The sequence below is a fragment of the Enterobacter sp. Ag1 genome (assembly GCA_000277545.1).
Classification (GTDB): domain Bacteria; phylum Pseudomonadota; class Gammaproteobacteria; order Enterobacterales; family Enterobacteriaceae; genus Cedecea.
This window is the reverse complement of record AKXM01000031.1, coordinates 42774-61409: the sequence shown is the minus strand read 5'-3', so window position 1 is coordinate 61409 and position 18636 is coordinate 42774. Positions and strand designations below refer to the sequence as shown.

The 18636-nt window shown below is 54.9% G+C and carries 18 protein-coding genes and 1 other RNA gene; 8 read left to right on the top strand and 11 right to left on the bottom strand.

Features of this window, described 5'->3' with window-relative positions:
* Nucleotides 1-90 precede the first annotated feature (90 nt).
* Nucleotides 91-1269 carry an alpha/beta fold hydrolase gene (locus A936_RS12250; protein WP_008458208.1) on the top strand — a complete coding sequence of 393 codons (1179 nt, stop codon included), beginning with the start codon at nt 91-93 and terminating at the stop codon, nt 1267-1269.
* Here A936_RS12250 and A936_RS12245 read toward each other — a convergent pair.
* The gene (locus tag A936_RS12245) at nt 1226-2158 is read right to left on the bottom strand and encodes a LysR family transcriptional regulator (protein WP_008458206.1); all 933 of its coding nucleotides are present in this window, start codon (nt 2156-2158) and stop codon (nt 1226-1228) included. The genes A936_RS12250 and A936_RS12245 overlap by 44 nt on opposite strands.
* 120 nt (nt 2159-2278) lie before the next feature.
* Between A936_RS12245 and A936_RS12240 the strand changes: the two genes are divergently transcribed.
* Nucleotides 2279-2959 (top strand): nitroreductase, encoded by a 681-nt coding sequence (locus A936_RS12240; RefSeq protein ID WP_008458205.1) that lies wholly within the window; start codon nt 2279-2281, stop codon nt 2957-2959.
* Here the strand turns inward: A936_RS12240 and A936_RS12235 are convergent.
* Nucleotides 2956-3822 carry an amino acid metabolite efflux pump gene (locus tag A936_RS12235; protein ID WP_008458204.1) on the bottom strand — a complete coding sequence of 289 codons (867 nt, stop codon included), beginning with the start codon at nt 3820-3822 and terminating at the stop codon, nt 2956-2958. The genes A936_RS12240 and A936_RS12235 overlap by 4 nt on opposite strands.
* A gap of 92 nt (nt 3823-3914) precedes the next feature.
* On the opposite strand from A936_RS12235, the gene A936_RS12230 reads away from it, so the two are divergent.
* Nucleotides 3915-4700 (top strand): AraC family transcriptional regulator, encoded by a 786-nt coding sequence (locus A936_RS12230; RefSeq protein WP_008458203.1) that lies wholly within the window; start codon nt 3915-3917, stop codon nt 4698-4700.
* Nucleotides 4701-4747: 47 nt separating this feature from the next.
* Here the strand turns inward: A936_RS12230 and A936_RS12225 are convergent, their stop codons facing one another.
* From A936_RS12225 to cbpA, 3 genes are all read right to left on the bottom strand, one after another.
* Nucleotides 4748-5107 (bottom strand): KPN_00521 family repetitive protein, encoded by a 360-nt coding sequence (locus tag A936_RS12225; protein WP_008458202.1) that lies wholly within the window; start codon nt 5105-5107, stop codon nt 4748-4750.
* Nucleotides 5108-5256: 149 nt separating this feature from the next.
* The gene (gene cbpM, locus A936_RS12220) at nt 5257-5562 is read right to left on the bottom strand and encodes a chaperone modulator CbpM (RefSeq protein ID WP_008458201.1); all 306 of its coding nucleotides are present in this window, start codon (nt 5560-5562) and stop codon (nt 5257-5259) included.
* Nucleotides 5562-6482 (bottom strand): curved DNA-binding protein, encoded by a 921-nt coding sequence (gene cbpA, locus A936_RS12215; protein WP_008458200.1) that lies wholly within the window; start codon nt 6480-6482, stop codon nt 5562-5564. The genes cbpM and cbpA overlap by 1 nt, the downstream gene beginning before the upstream one ends.
* A 277-nt stretch (nt 6483-6759) precedes the next feature.
* On the opposite strand from cbpA, the gene A936_RS12210 reads away from it, so the two are divergent.
* The 4 genes from A936_RS12210 (at nt 6760) to oqxR (ending at nt 9061) form a co-directional block, all read left to right on the top strand.
* Nucleotides 6760-7029, top strand: coding sequence for a type II toxin-antitoxin system TacA family antitoxin (locus A936_RS12210; protein ID WP_008458198.1), 270 nt, complete (start codon nt 6760-6762; stop codon nt 7027-7029).
* 3 nt (nt 7030-7032) lie between these two features.
* Nucleotides 7033-7557, top strand: a complete 525-nt coding sequence (locus A936_RS12205; RefSeq protein WP_008458197.1) for a GNAT family N-acetyltransferase — start codon at nt 7033-7035, stop codon at nt 7555-7557.
* 148 nt (nt 7558-7705) lie between these two features.
* The gene (locus A936_RS12200; protein ID WP_008458196.1) at nt 7706-8290 is read left to right on the top strand and encodes an HI_0983 family protein; all 585 of its coding nucleotides are present in this window, start codon (nt 7706-7708) and stop codon (nt 8288-8290) included.
* A 291-nt stretch (nt 8291-8581) separates the two neighbouring features.
* A complete protein-coding gene (gene oqxR, locus A936_RS12195; protein ID WP_008458195.1) occupies nt 8582-9061 on the top strand; it encodes an efflux pump transcriptional repressor OqxR in 480 nt (159 codons plus the stop codon).
* A gap of 102 nt (nt 9062-9163) precedes the next feature.
* On the opposite strand, the gene oqxB is transcribed toward oqxR, so the two are convergent.
* Nucleotides 9164-12316, bottom strand: coding sequence for a multidrug efflux RND transporter permease subunit OqxB (oqxB, locus tag A936_RS12190; protein WP_008458194.1), 3153 nt, complete (start codon nt 12314-12316; stop codon nt 9164-9166).
* Nucleotides 12317-12339: 23 nt separating this feature from the next.
* Nucleotides 12340-13518, bottom strand: a complete 1179-nt coding sequence (oqxA, locus tag A936_RS12185; protein ID WP_008458193.1) for a multidrug efflux RND transporter periplasmic adaptor subunit OqxA — start codon at nt 13516-13518, stop codon at nt 12340-12342.
* Nucleotides 13519-13853: 335 nt separating this feature from the next.
* Between oqxA and A936_RS12180 the strand changes: the two genes are divergently transcribed.
* Nucleotides 13854-14204: a helix-turn-helix domain-containing protein gene (locus A936_RS12180; protein ID WP_008458192.1), complete on the top strand. Its 351-nt coding sequence runs from the start codon at nt 13854-13856 to the stop codon at nt 14202-14204.
* A gap of 484 nt (nt 14205-14688) precedes the next feature.
* Here A936_RS12180 and A936_RS23760 read toward each other — a convergent pair whose 3' ends face one another.
* The 4 genes from A936_RS23760 to A936_RS12170 all read right to left on the bottom strand — a co-directional run bounded on the left by A936_RS23760 (nt 14689) and on the right by A936_RS12170 (nt 18632).
* Nucleotides 14689-14958: a hypothetical protein gene (locus A936_RS23760; RefSeq protein WP_071530498.1), complete on the bottom strand. Its 270-nt coding sequence runs from the start codon at nt 14956-14958 to the stop codon at nt 14689-14691.
* 314 nt (nt 14959-15272) lie between these two features.
* A complete protein-coding gene (locus A936_RS12175; protein WP_008458191.1) occupies nt 15273-16223 on the bottom strand; it encodes a hypothetical protein in 951 nt (316 codons plus the stop codon).
* Nucleotides 16224-16987: 764 nt separating this feature from the next.
* Nucleotides 16988-17351: a transfer-messenger RNA gene (gene ssrA, locus A936_RS22840) on the bottom strand.
* 117 nt (nt 17352-17468) lie between these two features.
* On the bottom strand, nt 17469-18632 hold the full coding sequence (locus A936_RS12170) for an HlyD family type I secretion periplasmic adaptor subunit (protein ID WP_085938905.1): 1164 nt from the start codon (nt 18630-18632) through the stop codon (nt 17469-17471).
* Between the last annotated feature and the right edge of the window lie 4 nt (nt 18633-18636).

Sequence of the window (18636 nt, the reverse complement as noted above, 5' to 3'; positions counted from 1 at the left end):
TACTCTTATTATAAGAGTTAATGGTGAAAGGGCAAGTTTTAAACAGCCCGATGCCAGAGAACCGTCGCTCATTTACCCAGGTGAATCTTGATGAAATCTACGTGTACCCTTACGAAAATCAGTCTGTTGTTAAGCCTTTTGCTGGCCGGTACCGGGCTCTCCAGCCCCGTATTTGCCGCCCCCGCAGCAGCCCCCGCGGCGCCCTGGGATACTCAGCTCAACCAGGCGGCACATCAGGCCAATGCCGTATTCAATGACTACAAGTTTCGGGATGGTGAAACGCTGGCTCAGGTGAAGTTACACTACGCCACGCTCGGGAAGGCACACCGAAATGCGCAGGGAGAGATTGATAATGCGATCCTCGTGCTGCACTGGACGGGGGCGGACAGCCGGGCACTGCTGAGTCCGGTCTGGACTAAATCCCTTTACGGACCAGGCCGCCCGCTGGACTCGAGTCGCTACTACCTGATTTTTGCCGACAGCATTGGTCACGGCCAGTCGAGCAAGCCGAGTGACGGCTTAAAGGCAAAATTCCCCAACTACGATTACGGCGATATGGTTGATTTGCAGCACAAGCTGGTGACCGAAACGTTGGGCATTAAACATCTGCATGCCGTGATAGGGATGTCGATGGGGGGCATGAATGCCTGGCAGTGGGCGGTGGCATATCCGAACATGATGGACGGCGTCATGCCGGTGGTGTCGCTGCCGATCAAAGTTTCCGGGCGTAATCTGCTGTGGCGCAGAATGATCGTGGACTCGGTACGAGCCGATCCGGCCTGGCACAACGGCAATTATACTCAGGCACCCGAGAGCTGGCTTCAGGGCTACAACATCCTGCGAATGATGATCGACAGCGCGTCGGATCTGCAAAGAACGATCCCGGACGAGGCCGCGGCGGACAAGTTCCTGGCGAACAACCGTTTCACCGCCAACCATATCGACACCAACGATGTGATTTATTCGCTCAAATCCTCCTTCAGCTATAACCCGCAGCCTGACCTGAACAAAATCACCACCAAACTGTATGCGCTGAACTTTTCGGATGACGAGTTCAATCCGGACGGCCTGCGAGTGCTGGAAACCGAAGTGCCGAAGCTAAAACAGGGCCGCTACGTGGTGCAGGCAGGCACGCCAACATCGCCGGGGCATTTCACCATGACGCGCCCGGATCTGTGGGCTAATCACGTCGGAGAGTTTATGCAATGGATTGGCGATAAACGAGTTAAGCGTCCTGCCAGTAGGGCGGAGAGCCAAACTTCGCCATAAAAAAGTCTATCGCGGTGCGGGTGTTGAGCGAAGGAAAACGCCCGCCGGGGTAGAGCATATAGAGTGAATGGTCGGTGGCGCTGTAGGACGCGGTGTAATCCGTCATCATCGGGATAAGCAGCCTGGCCCGCAGCGCATCGCTGATTTGCCAGTCCGGGAACAGCACGATCCCCGCGCCATCTTCTGCCGCTTTCACCAGCATTTCAGCGTTGCCGGAGATGATTTTAGGCTCCGGCGTGAGCTGTACTTTTTCTTCGCCCTGCGTGAAATACCAGCGCTGTAGCCCCATCAGGCCGCGGTAAGCCAGCAGTTTATGGCTGTGCAACTCTTCGGGCTTTTGCGGCGTGCCGTAGCGTGCGAGATAGGCCGGGCTGGCGACCAGATAAGCGCGCTGGCGGGTAATAAAACGCCCGTGCAGCGAGCTGTCCTGCATCGGCGAGATACGCAGCAGCAGATCGGTGCCGTCCGCCAGCGGGTCGATGTAGTTATCGGTCAGGTTTAGCTCCAGCCGCAGCGCCGGATAACGTTCGCTGAATTCAGCAATCCACGGGGCGATGTGACGCAGGCCGAAAGACACCGGCGCGTTGAAGCGAAGCACGCCGCCGGGCTGCTGGCGGCGCTCGCCAATTTGGTTTTGCGCCTGCTCAAGCTGGCTCAGCATTTGCCTGAACGCTGCGGCGTAAATATTCCCCGCCTCGGTGGCAACCACGGCTCGCGTGTTGCGGTAAAGCAGCTGTGTCTCCAGCGATTGCTCAAGCTGAATTACGGTACGGGAAACGGAAGAGGGGGAAAGGTTCTCCTGGCGGGCCACTTCTGAAAAGCTGCCTTCGCTGATAACGGCAAGGAAGAGGCGCATTGAGCGCGCATTTATCTGGCTCAGATCTTTCATTTGTGCAATTTCCGCAAAAGTCCTTAATGGATTATACGGTTTTTCGCTACGTCCGGCAGCGTTATCCTCCCCGGCAAGTAACGATGTCCGGTTTCGCCGGGCAAGCACAGAGAGGATGGTATGAGCAATACAGTTTTGGCTTTTGACGAAGCCGTACGTCAGCGTTTTTCATCCAGAGCGTTTCTGCCTACGCCGCTGACTGAGGCACAAATTCGGGATGTTTTGCAGGATGCCCAGCATTCGCCGTCCAACTGCAACACGCAGCCGTGGAACGTCCATATTGCCTCCGGCACAACCAAAGATGCGCTGCAAAAGATGATGATTGAGAACGATACGGCGGGTAACGTCACGCCAGATTTCAGCTTCAGCTATGACGATTTTCACGGAGATTATTACGAGCGTAGCCAGCGCCAGGCGAAGGTTTATTACGATGCGCTTGGCATCGCCCGTGACGATAAAGAGAAGCGCCGCGAAGCGTATCTGCGTAACTTCAACTTCTTCGGTGCACCACATGTAGCGTTCCTGTTTATGCCGTCGTTTGGCGACAACGTGCGCGTGGCGTCCGACATCGGTATGTACGGGCAGAGCTTCCTTCTGTCTTTGGCAGCGCGCGGTTTTGCCGGAATTCCGCAAACGCTGCTCGGCTTCCATGCCGATGCGACGCGTAAAATTCTTGGCGTGCCGGACGAGTATCGCCTGCTGTTCGGGATCTCCTTCGGCTATGCCGATCCGGACGCGCCTTCTGCTCAGGTTCGCATGTGGCGCCAGAGCGTGGACGACAGCGTGACGCTGCATAACTAGCGGCTGAGCGGGCGCTCCTTTTTCATGCCGATGGCCAAGGCCAGCAGGATCGCCGCCAGCGAAAGCGCGCTGGTGAGATCGGGAACCTGGCCAAGAATCAGCGCCGAGCTGAGCATAGCGAAGACCGGGATCAGCAGAGAAAGCGGTGCCACGCGGGAAGCCGGGTATGTGTGAAGCAGGGTATTCCAGCCCCAGTAGCAGAAGTGCGTGGCGGCATAAACCTGGAACAGCAGCGAAAACACGGCCTGTTTATCGATATTCTGCGCCAGCGAAGTGAAGGGCGCGGAACCGTGCCAGGCCCAGGTCAGCAGCACCAGCGGCACAGGGGGAAACAGGCTGGCCCACACCACAAAAGCAAAGATCTCTTTCACGCCGGAAAGTTTGATGATGATGTTCCCGGCGCTCCAGGCCAGCGCGCTGATCACAATCAGTATCAACCCGGTTAGCGTTGCGCTGCCGGCGCTATCCAGCACCACGCCAAGCAGCCCCGCCGTCGCCAGAACAATACCGCAGCGCTGCGGGCGCGTAAGGCGTTCGCCAAACAGCAGAACACCCCAGCCCAGGGTAAAAAAGGCGCTGAGCTGGATAAGCAAGGCGGCGCTGCCGGGCGGCACGCCAAACGCGATGCCCAGATTGATCAGCGCCCACATCGCCACGCCAAAAATCAGGCCATAGGCCGCTACCCAATGCAAGGCTACTGCCGGGCGTTGGATAAAGAAAACCCACGGCAGGGCGGCAAACGTAAACCGCAGGGCGGTTAATAGAAGGGGATCGATCTGGGCCAGCCCGAGCCGGGTAAGAGGAAAGTTAATTCCCCAGGCGGCGGTGACGGCCAGGGCGAGAAAAAGGTGTTTGCGCTGCATGTCTGTGTCCGGTGAAAAGTGTCGCCGGGACTGTAGCGCTTCCCGAATTGGCCTGCTTTTATTAACGGGTCAATTTTTGTTAAAATTGGGCCATGCAAAATAACATCACAGCAGTTTATCAGGATTCGCCTCAGGCAATCATCGTCACGGAAAAGCACTTCGCCGATGGGGATTGCTTCCCGGTGCACAGCCACGATCGCGGGCAGTTTGCCTACGCCGCAAGCGGCGTCATCTCCGTGGAGACGCCAGATGGAAACTGGGCAGTGCCGCCGCAGTGCGCCATTTGGGTGCCGGGCGGCCTGGTTCACGCCATGCAAATGCGCGGGCCGGTCATCATGCTTAACGGCTATATCAGTGATGCCGCAGCGCACAGGCTTAGTCTGCCGCAGACGAGCCAGGTTTTTGGCGTGTCAATACTGCTACGTGAGCTGCTTGCGCAGGCCGTGGCTCTGGCTGAGGCTTCCCAACCTGAAGGGCGAGACCGGAGCCTGCTTGATTTTCTGCTCTATGAAATTGCCTCGATGCCCGCGCTTTCTCTCAATGCCCCGCTGCCCGACGAACCTCGTCTGCAGGCGGCCTGTCGGGCGTTCTTACTGGCACCTTCGCTGGAAACGTCAGTCGATGATATGGCTGCGCGCGTGGGCATGAGCCGCCGAACCTTTACCCGCCAGTTCAGGCAGCAGACCGGCATCAGCTTTGTAGCATGGCGGCAACAGGCCTGCCTGCTGGCGGCGATAGGTCGGTTAGGTGAAGGGGAGGCGATCACGCGCATTGCGCTGGATTTAGGCTACAGCAGCCCTGGGGCTTTTTCTGGCGTGTTTAAAAAAGCGCTGGGGAAAACGCCGGGACGATATTTTGCTGAAAAACGGACAGATTGAGGCAATAAAAAAGCCGCTTTCGCGGCTTATTGTTTAAAGAAAGCTAATTATTCAGTGACCTTTTTCTTCAGGTCAGCAGCGCCTTCTTTGGTCTTATTCCAGCCTTTTTCAGCACCTTCTTTGGTTGCGTCCCAACCTTTCTCGGTGCCTTCTTTGGTTTTATGCCACGCCTTCTGGGAGCCTTCACTTATCTTGCTGCCCGTGCTGTCGCTCTTCCCTTCGGCGGCGTGTTTCGACTTAAGCTTCAGCTCTTCGCCTTTGTTCTCTGCCTCGTGCAGTTTCTCTTTGGCGGTGTTCGCGCCTTCGTGTGCTGCAGCGACGGTCTCATCGGTTGCATGTGTGGTGGTCGCGGCAAAAACAGGGGCAACCAGCAGAATTGCAGATAAAGCGATGATCGTTTTTTTCATAATATCCTCAACAAACGTTATCAGTCCTTATGACCGTGAGTAAGCCTGGCACAGCGAAGCGGATGTTGCCTTAGGTAATATTCCTAAATGATTCAGGATGTTCACGGCTGGTGGATATATTCTGCTGAATAATCCACCAGAAGATAGGCTTATGGGTGGCGAATAAAACGCCCTATACGCTGCCGGAGCAGGCGATTCTCCTGGCGTAGGCGTTCGTTCTCCTCCAGCAGGGTGAGCGCCACGGCGATGCCCGGCCAGTCGAGTTCTAATTCTCGTCGTAGCCGCAATGCCCGCTGCGCTATGTTGATCGCGTGGTCGTCAAACTGCCACGGCCTGACCTCAAAATCGTAAGGCTCGACGACGCCAAGACCGACGATCTCATTGAGTTCCTCCTCCTGAATGCCGGTGTGCAGACAGAACTCGGTGATGGTAAAAGTGACGGTGACGTTAGCCATTATTTTTTCCCCCAATCTTTGCGCGGATTGAACGCCGACTGGGCGTCTGCCAACTGTTGCCAAAGCGCCGCAGCGTTTTCATCCGGCTTAGGCGGCATCACGATTTTGATCACCGCGAACAGGTCGCCGGTGTGCTGTTTGCTGACCAGCCCTTTGCCCTTGATACGCAGCTTCTGCCCGGCCTGGCTGCCGGCAGGAATGGTCATCAGAATGCTGTCTTTGAGCGTAGGAACCTCGACTTTTGCCCCCAGCGCGGCTTCCCACGGGGCCAGCGGGAGCACGACTTCAAGGTTGTGGCCGACGATGTCGAACAGCGGATGCGGCGCGATATGAATCACCAGCCACAGGTCACCGTTTGGCCCACCGTTTTCACCCGGTGTGCCCTGGCCTTTGAGCCGGATGCGCTGCCCGTCTCCGACGCCTGCCGGGATTTTTACATTCAGCGTTTTCGGGATTTCCTGCTCGACGATACCAAACACGTTATAGACCGGCAGCTTGTAGCTGATGGTGCGGCTGTGTTCGGCCAGCGTCTCTTCGAGGAATACGGCAACTTCGATTTCTAAATCGTGGCCGCGCGCGGCGTGCGGCTGGCGAGAATGCCTGGCCTGCTGGCCAAACATAGACGAGAAGATATCTTCGAAGTCCTGGGCGTTGTAGCTTTGCTCGCCGCCCTGGTGGAACTGCTGATTAAACTGCGGGTCGTTGCGGTGCTGCCACATCTGGTCGTACTCGGCGCGGCGCTGCTCGTCGCTCAGCACTTCCCAGGCTTCCGCCACTTCTTTAAAGCGGGCTTCTGCGTCGGGCTCTTTGCTGACGTCGGGGTGATATTTGCGCGCCAGGCGGCGGTAGGCGGTTTTGATGGTTTTGAGTTCGTCCGTCGGTTTCACGCCCATGATGGCGTAATAATCCTTTAATTCCATAGCGTTATCTCGCATAAATCGGTGCATGCAGAACAGAATGTGCGGAAAAGTGTCGCCGATAAGTATAGGCCCGTTGCGGGAAGGTGGGGCGGTGATGGCGGGTTTTTTCGGGCCAGGGATCTGGCCAGAATTTATGACACCTTAAGCCTCGGACGCTGTTGAAAATTTATCCCGACAGGCGTATTGTTTATGTACGGTTTTTTTCCGTACACCTTAAGGTGTTCATTGATTTCATCCTCCTGCTGACACCTGCGGCAGGTCGGGGAGTAAATACAGGATGTCAGCTTTAAAAAAACAGCGTATCGACCTCAGATTGAGTGACGACGACAAAAGCATGATCGAAGAGGCGGCAGCCATGTCCAATCAGACGATCACCCAGTTTATGATTGCCTGTGCGTCGGCTCGCGCTGCGGAAGTGATCGAACAGCATCGCCGCCTGGTGCTAAATGAAGCATCGTGGAACCGAGTGATGGATGCCATTAGTAACCCGCCTGAACCGGATGACAGGCTAAAATGTGCAGCAAGGCGTCTGAAAGACATGGAGTAAGCCGTGGCCGACCTGACTATTGAATTGTTTTCAGCAGACACCGCCTATGATTTTCACGGCTTTGACTGCGGAGAAACGTCTCTGAATGCTTTTCTCGCCGAACACTTTATTCGCCAGCACAATGGCCGCTTTTTACGTGGCTATCTTCTCGTGACCAAAGACGCCAACCCCAAAGTCCTGGGCTACTACACCTTATCCGGCAGCTGTTTTGAAAAAGAGGCGCTTCCGTCGAATAGCCAGAAACGAAAAATTCCTTATGCCAATGTGCCCAGCGTGACGCTGGGGCGACTGGCTATTCATAAAGATCTGCAGGGCAAGGAATGGGGTTCAACGCTTGTGGCTCACGCGATGAGAGTGGTTTATTTAGCGTCACAGGCGGTGGGCGTTCATGGGATTTTTGTCGATGCCATTAACGACAATGCGAAGCACTTTTATCAAAAATTAGGCTTTATTGCGCTGGTGGGGAAAAACGCTAATTCGCTTTTTTATCCAACCAGGTCGATTGAAAAATTATTTGAAGATGAATAAACGATCTATTTGATCCCCCGCCAGTTTCAGACTTACTGAATTGAAATCTAGTGCACTTCCTTCTATGGTCTGAGATCGGAGAATGATCGAGTATTTTCCGGGTACCTGCCTCTGGAATATTTTAATAAAGACTAAAAGGAATCTCGTTTTGAAAACTTATCATATCGTTACCCTGGCATCTGTTTTTCTGCTGGCCGCCTGTGCTGGCCCGCAGTCGGCAAAAACATCGCAAATTAAAGACCTGACCGCCCCGCAAAGCATCGCTTTTGCCGGCAAAACCTACGGGCAATCCTTCACTCGCTCAACGCCGCAGCAGGCGGTGTGGGAATACACCACCGACGGTGAAAAAGCCGAAAACTGGCAGTGGACCCGGCTGATTACGGTTAACCAGATCAAACTCAATGCCCCGCTTGACCGCTGGATGCAGGCGACGGCGGTGGAGTTAAACCGCACGGTGCCGAAGCCACATTTCGATATAGCGAAAAATGGCGACGTGGCCGAGGTTCGGATTATCTATCTGCCGAAGCCGGGGGACGCAAAGCAAAGCGGCTACGAGTCTGACGTGTGGCTCGCCCGTGAGGCCTGCGGCGGCATCGTCAACCTGCAGTTTGCCCGCCAGTATCCCGCCGACGCGAAAGTAACCGAAAACGACATGGTGAAGCGTATTAAGGCGGATAACGACAAAGATATGGCGGCATTGCAGGCGTTAAACTGGAAAGCGGAGTGCCGCTAACCCGGGTCCCCGGTCGAATCAGGCCGGGGCATTTTATTAAACCTCAGCGGCATGACTTATTATTCAGCATGGCAAAGACTTGTATTAATTTACCGGCCTGCCAGAATTCATTTATTGAATAGTTTACTCCCGTAACTTATTGAAAATGAGCTTTCGATTATTTTGAGCTGGGTCCCAGGGAAAGCTCAGATTGCTTCAAAAAAAACCTGACATTTGTTATATTGTGCTGATTGCTTATTCACCTAAGCGGTGCCAAAAAGAACAAGATCCACCGCGACCCAGGAAAATGAAATGTTAGATTACCGCTTCCCGACAGCTTTGCAGATGGTTCTCAGCGTAGCGATGGCGGAGCAAATGGGTGAACGTTCGACCAGTGCAATCCTCGCCTACGGCCTGGAAGCCAACCCGAGCTTTATCCGTAAACTGATGGTTCCCCTCACGCGCGACGGCATTATTGTCTCGACGCTGGGGCGCAACGGTTCCATTCATCTTGGCCGCCCGGCCGAAGAGATAACCCTGCGAGATATTTACCTGTCGGTGATTGAAGACAAAAAGATTTGGGCTTCCCGCCCGGACGTGCCTGCCCGCTGCGTGGTGAGCGCCAACGCCTGCTGGTACTTTAAAACGATTGCGGAAGAAGCCGAAGAGGCGTCGCTGGCGGTGCTGGCTCGCCATACCGTGGCCAGCGCGCTGGAGAAAGTGAAAAAGAGCGATACCAGCGGCTGCCAGCCTGTGCCTGAGCTAGAGGCGCTATACAAAAAAGGCCATTAAGCGCCGCAGCCACTTTCCGCAGAAATAAAAAAACCGCCTCTTTGAAAGGCGGTTTTTTATTGGGCTCATCAGGCAGTTTTTACACCGCCTGATTTAGGGCATTCACGCCTCGACAGTTTTTGCCTGGGTTTTGCCGCGCGTAACGAGCTTACGCAGCGTGACGTAGAACACCGGCGTCAGGAACAGACCAAACAGCGTCACCCCTAACATGCCCGAGAACACCGTCACCCCGGTCACGCCGCGCACTTCTGCCCCCGCGCCATGGCCCAGAATCAGCGGGATAGTCCCGGCGATAAAGGCAATCGAGGTCATCACGATAGGGCGCAGACGCAGGCGGCAGGCTTCCAGCGCGGACTCCATAATGCCTTTGCCCTGCATCTCCAGCTCGCGAGCGAACTCGACGATCAGGATGGCATTCTTACAGGCCAGGCCCATCAGCACCACCAGCCCGACCTGCACGAACACGTTGTTATCGCCCCCGGTCAGCCAGACGCCAAACAGCGCGGACAGCATGGTCATCGGCACGATCAGGATCACCGCCAGCGGCAGCGTCCAGCTTTCGTACAGCGCGGCGAGCACCAGGAACGCCAGCAGCACCGCCACCGGGAAGACGATCATCGCCGTGTTGCCCTGGGTCGCCTGCTGGTAGCTCAGATCCGTCCATTCGATGTTCATCCCGTTCGGCAATACCTGGCCGGACATGGCGGCCAGTTTGCTCATTGCCTGAGCGGAGGAAAGCACACGTGGATCGGCATCGCCGATGAGATCCGCCGCCGGGTAGCCGTTGTAGCGGATCACCGGGTCCGGTCCGTAGGTGGTGGTGATTTTCACCATGCTGCCGATCGGCACCATTTCACCCTGGCTGTTGCGGGTACGCAGGTTGCCGATGTCTTCCACGCTGTCGCGGAACTGCCCGTCGGCCTGGGCCATCACGCGCCAGGTACGACCAAACTCATTGAAGTCGTTCACGTAGGACGAGCCCAAATAAGTCTGCAGCGTGCCGAACAGATCGGTCAGAGACACGCCCTGGGCTTTGGCTTTGTCGCGGTCTACCTGCACATCCAGCTGCGGCACGTTCGCCTGGTAGGTGGAGATCGGGAAGTGCATCCCCGGCGTTTGCATGATCGCGCCGGACATGGTGTTCACCGCGGTTTGCAGCGCCCCGTAGCCTAAGCCCGCCCGATCCTGGATATACAGCGAGTAGCCGGAACCCTGGCCCAGGCCCAGAATTGGCGGCGGCAGAATTGAGAAGCCGAAGCCTTCCTGAATTTGCGAGATTTTGGCGTTGATCTCGGCGTTAATTTCCGCCGCGGTATGTTTGCGCTCACCGAACGGCTTCAGGCCGAAGAACACCGTGCCGGTATTCGGCGTGTTGGTGAACTGCAGCGCGTTGAGGCCAGGGAATGCCACCGCGTAATCCACGCCTTCTGTGTTCATCCCGATTTCGCTCATCTTGCGGATCACCGCGTCGGTGCGCTCCAGCGAAGAGCCTTCCGGCATCTTCACGCCGCCGATCAGGTAGAGCTTATCCTGGGTCGGAATAAACCCGCCCGGCACGGTTTTGAACATCACTCCGGCAGCACACAGCAGCAGCACGTACACCGCAAACACCGCGCCACGGCGGCCAAGGGTTTTACTCACCAGGCCCTGGTAGCCGTCCGAACTGCGGTGGAAGAAGCGGTTGAACGGGCGGAACAGCCAGCCGAACAGGCGGTCGATCAGCCGGGTAGGCATGTCCTTCGGCGCGCCGTGCGGCTTCAGCAGCAGGGCCGCCAGCGCCGGGGAGAGCGTCAGGGAGTTAATCGCCGAGATCACCGTCGAAATGGCGATGGTCACCGCGAACTGCTTGTAGAACTGCCCGGTTACGCCGGAGAGGAACGCCATCGGCACGAACACCGCGCACAGCACCAGGGCGATAGCGATAATCGGCCCGGAAACCTCGCGCATGGCCTGATGCGCCGCCTGCAGCGGGGCAAGCCCTTCTTCGATGTTACGCTCGACGTTCTCCACCACCACGATGGCGTCATCCACCACGATACCGATGGCGAGCACCAGCCCGAACAGACTCAACGTGTTCAACGAGAAGCCAAGCAGATAAAGAATACTGAACGTCCCCACCACTGAAACCGGGACGGCAATCAGCGGGATAATCGACGCGCGCCAGGTTTGCAGGAACAGGATCACCACCAGCACAACCAGCACCACGGCTTCCAGCAGGGTTTGCACCACCGCCCGAATGGAGTCGCGCACGAACACGGTCGGGTCATAAGGTGCCGCCCACTTCATGTCTTCCGGGAAGCGAGTGGACAGCTCGGCCATCTTGGCGCGCACGGCGTTAGACAGATCGATGGCGTTGGCGCCGGGGGCCTGGAAGATACCGATCCCGACCGCATCTTTGTTGTTCAACTGGGAGCGCAGGGCATAACTGCCTGAACCCAGCTCGATACGCGCCACGTCACGCAGGCGAACCAGCGACCCGTCCGTGGCGGTTTTCAGGATGATGTTGCCGAACTCTTCTTCGCTGTGCAGGCGGCCCTGGGCGTTAATGGAGATCAGGAAGTCGCTCGCTTTTGGCAGCGGCTCAGCCCCGAGCTGACCGGCAGAGACCTGCACGTTCTGCTCCTGCATGGCCGTGACCACGTCAGAGGCCGTCAGGCCACGCGCCGCCACTTTGTTCGGATCCAACCACACACGCATGGCGTATTCGCCGGAGCCGAAAATCTGGATCTGCCCGACGCCCGGCAGGCGCGCGAGTTCGTCCTTCACTTTCAACGTGGCGTAGTTACGCATGTACAGCGAGTCGTACTTGCCGTTCGGCGAGAACAGATGCACCACCAGGGTCAGCGTCGGCGATTGTTTCTGGGTGGTGATGCCGAGGCGGCGAACGTCTTCCGGCAGGCGAGCTTCGGCCTGGGAAACACGGTTCTGCACCTGAACCTGCGCCTGATCCGGATCGGTACCCGGACGGAAGGTCACGGTTGTCACCAGCACGCCGTCAGAGCCAGCAACGGATTTCATGTACATCATGTTTTCGACGCCGTTAATCGCTTCTTCCAGCGGCGTCGCCACGGTTTCAGCGATCACTTTCGGGTTGGCGCCAGGGTATTCCGCCCGGACCTGCACGCTTGGCGGCACTACGTCCGGGTATTCACTGATCGGCAGCAGCGGGATCGCGATAAGCCCCGTAATAAAAATCAGAATCGACAGCACCGCGGCAAAAATCGGCCTGTCGATAAAAAAGCGGGAAAAGTCCATGCGTCGGATTCTCTGGTAAGGGATCAGTTAACGGCAGCGCTGGTAGCGGCCATGGCGACAGGTTTCGCGTTCACCGGCATGCCCGGCATAAACACTTTCTGTAGCCCGTCGACGATGACTTTATCGCCAGGGTTCAGCCCCTGCTGCACGATGCGCAGCCCGGCGGCCAGGCGGCCCGGCGTGATGTCGCGGCGCTGGGCCTTGCCGTCTTTATCCACGATGTAGACGTATTTTCTGTCCTGGTCAGTCAGCACCGCTTTGTCGTTGATCAGCAGCGCCTGGAACTCTGCACTGCCCGGCAGGCGAACGCGGGCGAACAGCCCCGGCGTGAACTGACGCTGGGCGTTATCCAGCAGGGCGCGCATGCGGATGGTGCCGGTGCTGGCGGTGAGCTGGTTGTCGAGGAAGTCCACGGTGCCCTGATGCGGGTAACCTTCTTCGCCGGAAAGGCCAATTTCAACCGGCAGTGCCTTATGGTCGCTGGACGCGCCCTGGCCGCTGCGGGCGAGGTTCTGGTAGTGCAGATAGGTGGATTCGTCCACGTCGAAGTAGGCGTAAACCGTCTTCTGAGACACCACGGTGGTGAGCACGCTGGCGCTGTCGCCCGCCGTGACCAGGTTGCCGCTGGTGATCAGCGCGCGGCTGGCGCGGCCGTCAATCGGGGCGGTGACTTTGGTGAAGTCGAGGTTAAGCTGAGCCGCGTCAACCGCCGCTTGTGCCGCACGAATATCGGCGTCGGCCTGGATGGCGGCGGAGCGGCGCTGTTCCCACTCTTCGCGGGAAATGACGTTGGTGCCGATCAGCTTGTCGGTGCGGCTGGCTTCGCTGCGGGCGAGGCTGGCCTGGGTTTTGGCTCTCATCAACGCCGCCTGCGCCTGTTCCAGCGCGGCGCGGTAGGTTCTGTCGTCGATGGTGAACAGGACTTCACCTTTCTTCACTTCCTGGCCGTCGGTGTAGTTCACTTTGTCGATATAGCCGGAGACGCGGGGGCGGAGTTGAACGCTTTCCACCGCTTCGATGCGGCCGTTAAAACTATCCCACTGGCTAACGGGTTTCACCACCACGTCGGCGACGCTCACGGCTGGTGCCTGCGGCACGGCGTTTTGTGCGACTCCCCGGTCGCATCCGGCGAGCAGCGCGGCAAGCAGTACCGGCCCCAACACGCGCAGATGAAGGCTAACCCAATGTTTTTGCAGGCTCATTATTCTTATTCCGATAGTTGAAGTCGGCCGGGCAAGACGCAGCGGAGGGTGCCGCGCCACTTCCTTTGTCCGGGCTGACCTGAGGCCATTTGTGTCGCTCATCGGCACAAAATGTGTATCAATTACGAATACAGTATCGCGGCGATTGTAGGAAGGCGTAGAACTAAGTGCAAGAATAATTGTTGCACTTTCTGTGCTATTTGTGCCATTCGAAAAAGGCCCATTTGTAACGAGGATTTAATGTAACAATAAAACTTGCAATTATTGTCAAAGCAGGTCAGATTTAAATGCAACTGATAAAGATGCTTTTAACAAACCCGCAGGGGAGAGAGACAATGAGCACCGATGCCTTCATGCATGATTTACTCGGCTGGATTGATACCCACCTCGACAGCCGCCTCGACATCAATACCGTTTCAGCGCGGGCCGGGTACTCGAAGTGGCACCTGCAGCGGATCTTCAAGCAGCACACCGGCTACAACCTGGGCGAGTACATTCGCGCGCAGAAGCTGAAAAAATCCGCTGAGCGCCTGAGCCGCACCGCAGAGCCGATCCTGAACGTGGCGATCTCCCTGGGCTTTGACTCCCAGCAGTCTTTCAACCGCAGCTTTAAGCGCCAGTACGGCATCGCGCCGGGCGTATGGCGTCGGCAGCTGGCGCACACCGGGAACCGCTATGGGGCCTGAGGTTTTCTCCGCGCGGGAAACCCGCTTTATGCTTTTGCCTTTACCCGACGACAAACCCCGGCGCTGACACCGGGGTTTGCGTCATCAGTCAGACTCCGCGCGGCTTCGGCGCGACAACATCCTCGATAAACGCTTTGACCTGCTTCTGCAAGCCAGAATCCACTTAGCGTAATGGCGGGTGAAGGCTGGAATTTTTTCGAATCCCGAATGTGGCGCACAATATAAGTAATTGTATTTATGTTGATTTTTTTCTTCGGCTTATTATGCTCATCAGTTATGAACTGCTCCCACTAGTTGGTTGTGATTAGCGGTTAGGGCGGGTTGCCGCCTGGCCAGATTTGGCTGAGAAATGGGTGGGATAAATGAAATCCGACTCGCAGAAAAGACGGTGAATTTATTATTAGTATGTTGATGTGTTTCTCACTGCAGTTCCGTCAGGCTCTGAGCGTCTTTTAACAGACGTTCAAACTTCTGATTTGGTTCGTCAATGGCGTAGCCCGTTGATTATTTCTAAGCGAAAGTCTTTCTTATCAGGGAAGAGCCCTAACACGCGTAAGTGTCTGTTACATATATACCAGATCTCATCTCGATCATTGGCCAGAATGTAAAATGCATCTGAGCTCTCAGAAGCATTGAAACAGCCCAGTACCCTGTAAGCCAATTCGCAGTTGAAACCGCTGCTTAATGGAAGTGGACGAGGACCATTTTCTAATTCTACGATTCGTACATAAAGACCCTTTTCAAGCCACAGCATAAGACCTCTCTCTTTTAACTGATTTATATTTTTTGTGACACGTTGAACTTAGTGATAATCGACTGTCAACAATTGTTATTGCTTCTCAATTGTAAAAGGGAATGAGATTTTTAATGAGTGGTTGAAATCGTCAGGCCTGATTTTCTATTGAAAAATTCAGGCTTGACTATTTTTTAGGTGCTCTCAATAATATTTTTCGCTATCTTGTCCATAATGTTAATGGACAAACAAAGCAATCAGAATAATTATTGGAATGGGAACGCCTAGAAAAAGAAGTAATAATGAGCGCATTGAAATCTCCTTAATATAGTGAGTTACAAATCACGTTGGCGACCACCAAAGGTCGCAGATAAACTGGCGATGAAAGCACCAATCAGCAATGAGATGAATGTCCACAGCATGACGTAACTTGTCGTTTTTCGTGCAGTATCTGCGGCCTGTTGTGCTTTTACTTTTGCTTCTTTTAATTTCATCTGGACTTTTTCATAACTGGCTTGCACGCGCTGTTCGGCTTCTTGTTGACTGATGCCCGTATGCTGAGCAATCAACTTTGAAACATACTGAAGGTCTTCCTGGGGTAATGAACCACTGCCAATACTATTGGCAAAGATACCCGTCACTTCCCCCAGTTGACCTGCTGAAATATCTTGTTGAGGGGCTGGTTGATTGCCATCCGTTGATGTTGCATTGCCTGTCCTGAACATCGAATGAATAAAATATTCCATTGGTGAACCTGAAAGTGCAGACGAACTACGGTCCATTCCGGATGCGCCTGCTACAGAAGCTGCTGTTGCAGCACCACCGGCAATGGAACCTACAACTTTGGCACTTCCCCCCAGAATTGAACCGATGGTAGTTGTTAGAAGCATCGCGGAGATCAGTGAGGCGACTGCCCATGTTAGAAATCCATGTGCTGTATCGCGAAAGTAAATTTCATTTGTATGAACATCTACACGTTTAGTCCGAAGTCGCCCCGCTAAGTAACCACCCATTCCTGAAGCCACTATTTGGGTGAACGTTAACCACGCTATAGCCGCTATCCCCACAGTCTCAGCGCTAACACCATGATTTCCCCAAGGAGAAATAGAGGTTAATCCTAAGCCGGCACCCAGCATCAGCATAATCAATGCCAGTGATGCCGCTGCGACCGCTCCCGCAAAGATCGCACCCCATGAAACTGCACTGTTTACGTATACAGAGGGCGGGGGGAAGTTGGTCTCTGTATTCTGATTTTTAATTTCAGGTTGATCATACATGTGGGTCATGTCTATTTTCCTTTATTTAATATTGCATTCCGGCGCAGGTTGTATTTTTACGCACGGCAAATGGATTGAAAAAGCAAGACATTATCAACCTCAATGCAGAGGTGGTAAGGATATATACTCTGAACTAGTGAGAGGAAATTTTTTAAAAATTAAATTACAGTATTCAGGGTTAAATCCTGAGGCTGTGGTTTTATAGTAGTCGATAACTCCAGGTTGGACGTGAAAATTATTACAAAATACAAATCATATTGTAATTAATTGTAATGTTTATGGGTTGATAAACCTGTTGATGTAGGCAGGTAGCTGATTAAATTAATAAAAATAACCTCTTATTTTTGTAGGTGTTTTGCTTTTACCTTATACAAGGTTCTTGAAGGTGACTTATTCTATTTTAAGTCACACTTCTTACCCAGCAAGTGCGTAGAATAAGTTGTTAATATTGTAAAGCCTTATTAGATCAATTGGACATAATATGCTTAAAGTAAGGTTTATAGAGCGAAGCGTTCGATAATATATCTTTGCGGATTCAGCTGAGCACAGCACTCCGCTATGGGTATGTCATTGAAATAAAACACAAGATAGAGGCAGTAGCCAATTTGAAAGTTAATGAATTGTCCGTGCTAAAGAATCGTCAGGGGTTTTTAATAAAAAACTATGAGATGTTGGAGTCAGGGTACTAGACACACAAAAAAGCCCACATAACTTTCGCCATGCGGGCTTTCAGGACTTTGTATCGGGCTCTGGTAACCGTCAACAAAGGATTTTGGTGGAGCTGGCGGGAGTTGAACCCGCGTCCGAAATTTCTACATCCTCGGTACTACATGCTTAGTCAGTCTTTACATTCGCCGGGCAACTGCGGACAGACACGCCATTACCAGACTATCCTGATTAGTTTTAATGCTTCAACCCCAGGCAAGGCATCCACACGATCTCTTTTGGGTTTGACCTCTCTTTGATCCCCGTCTTAAGAGCGGAAGCTAGGGAGAGAGGGCTCAGAGCAGGTTATTAAGCTGCTAAAGCGTAGTTTTCGTCGTTTGCGACTATTTTTTTGCGGCTTTTTACGAGGCCAACCGCCCCTCGGCATGCACCTTGGGTTTCGCAAATCCCGTCGAATCCAGAATCAGCCCCAATGTGTACCGGCGAGTATAACAGATTTATTACGTGCGTGACCAGCCGTCTGCAGAGAAATCCCGCAGAGTGCCATTCGTACAAAATTCCTTCAGCACCAGCGGGATAGGCGGTTAATTAACGTTCGCGTAGCGCCTCGCGGGCGCGGTTGAACGGCTTAATCAGGTACTCAACAATAGTTTTCTGCCCGGTTTTAATATCCACGGTCGCCACCATCCCCGGTGAGATGGAGAAATGGTGGCCCACTTTGTTCACCAGGTAGTCCTGGTTGGTGCGGATAAACACCCGGTAGTAGACGATTTCCGGCTTCACTTTGTCCTGAATGGTGTCCGGGGAGATGGTTTCTACCGTGCCTTCCAGCCCGCCGTAAATGGCGTAATCGTAGGCGGTGATTTTCACCAGCGCGCGCTGGCCGGGGTGAATAAAGGCGATGTCGCGAGGGGAGAGCCGCGCCTCAATCAGCAGGTGATCGTCCACCGGCACAATCTCCATCATCTCACCGTTTGGCGGAATAACGCCGCCGATGGTGGTGACCTGAATGTTCTTCACGATGCCGCGCACCGGAGAACGCACGGTCATGCGGTTCACCGAATCCTCACGGCCTTTGATGATGGCGTCCAGCATGTCCACTTCGGCATTGGCCTTCGACAGCGCCTCGCGCGCCTGCACGTAATACTGCGAGCGCAGGTCGGTGATCCTTAAGCCCAGGTCGCTTTTCTGCCGCTGCAGGCGCAGCACTTCCACGTGGCTCGCCGCGCCGCTTTTCACCAGTCGCTGGGTGATATCCAGCTCCTTGTTGACCGACGTTAGCGCGTCCCGCAGCTCGGCTTCGGAGTCGTTCAGCTGCGCCCGGCGGGTTTTATACAGCCGGGTTTCGGAGGCGAGGAGATCCGGAAACGCTTTGAGCGAGTCCGGGAACTTCAGCGGCTGGTCATTTACTTCCGCGTAAAGCCGCGCGCTGGAGGCGAGAGAGGCGCGATAGCGAGCCGTGCTTTCCCCGACGTTGGACTCGGAGCGGGTCGGGTCGAGGCGGGCGACGATTTGTCCGGCTTGCACTTTATCGCCCTCGTGCACCAGCAGCTCGGTGACTATCCCGCCGTCCAGCGACTGCAAAATCTGCTCGCGGGAACTCGGCACCACTTTCCCGGTGCCGGTGGAGACTTCGTCCAGCGTGCCGAACCACGCCCAGACGCCGAACAGAGCAAACAGCAGCGTGATGAGCAGGATAATGCGGCTCGCCCCGGAAAATTCGCTTTCGCGCTGGATGTCCGGGTCATCCATGGTG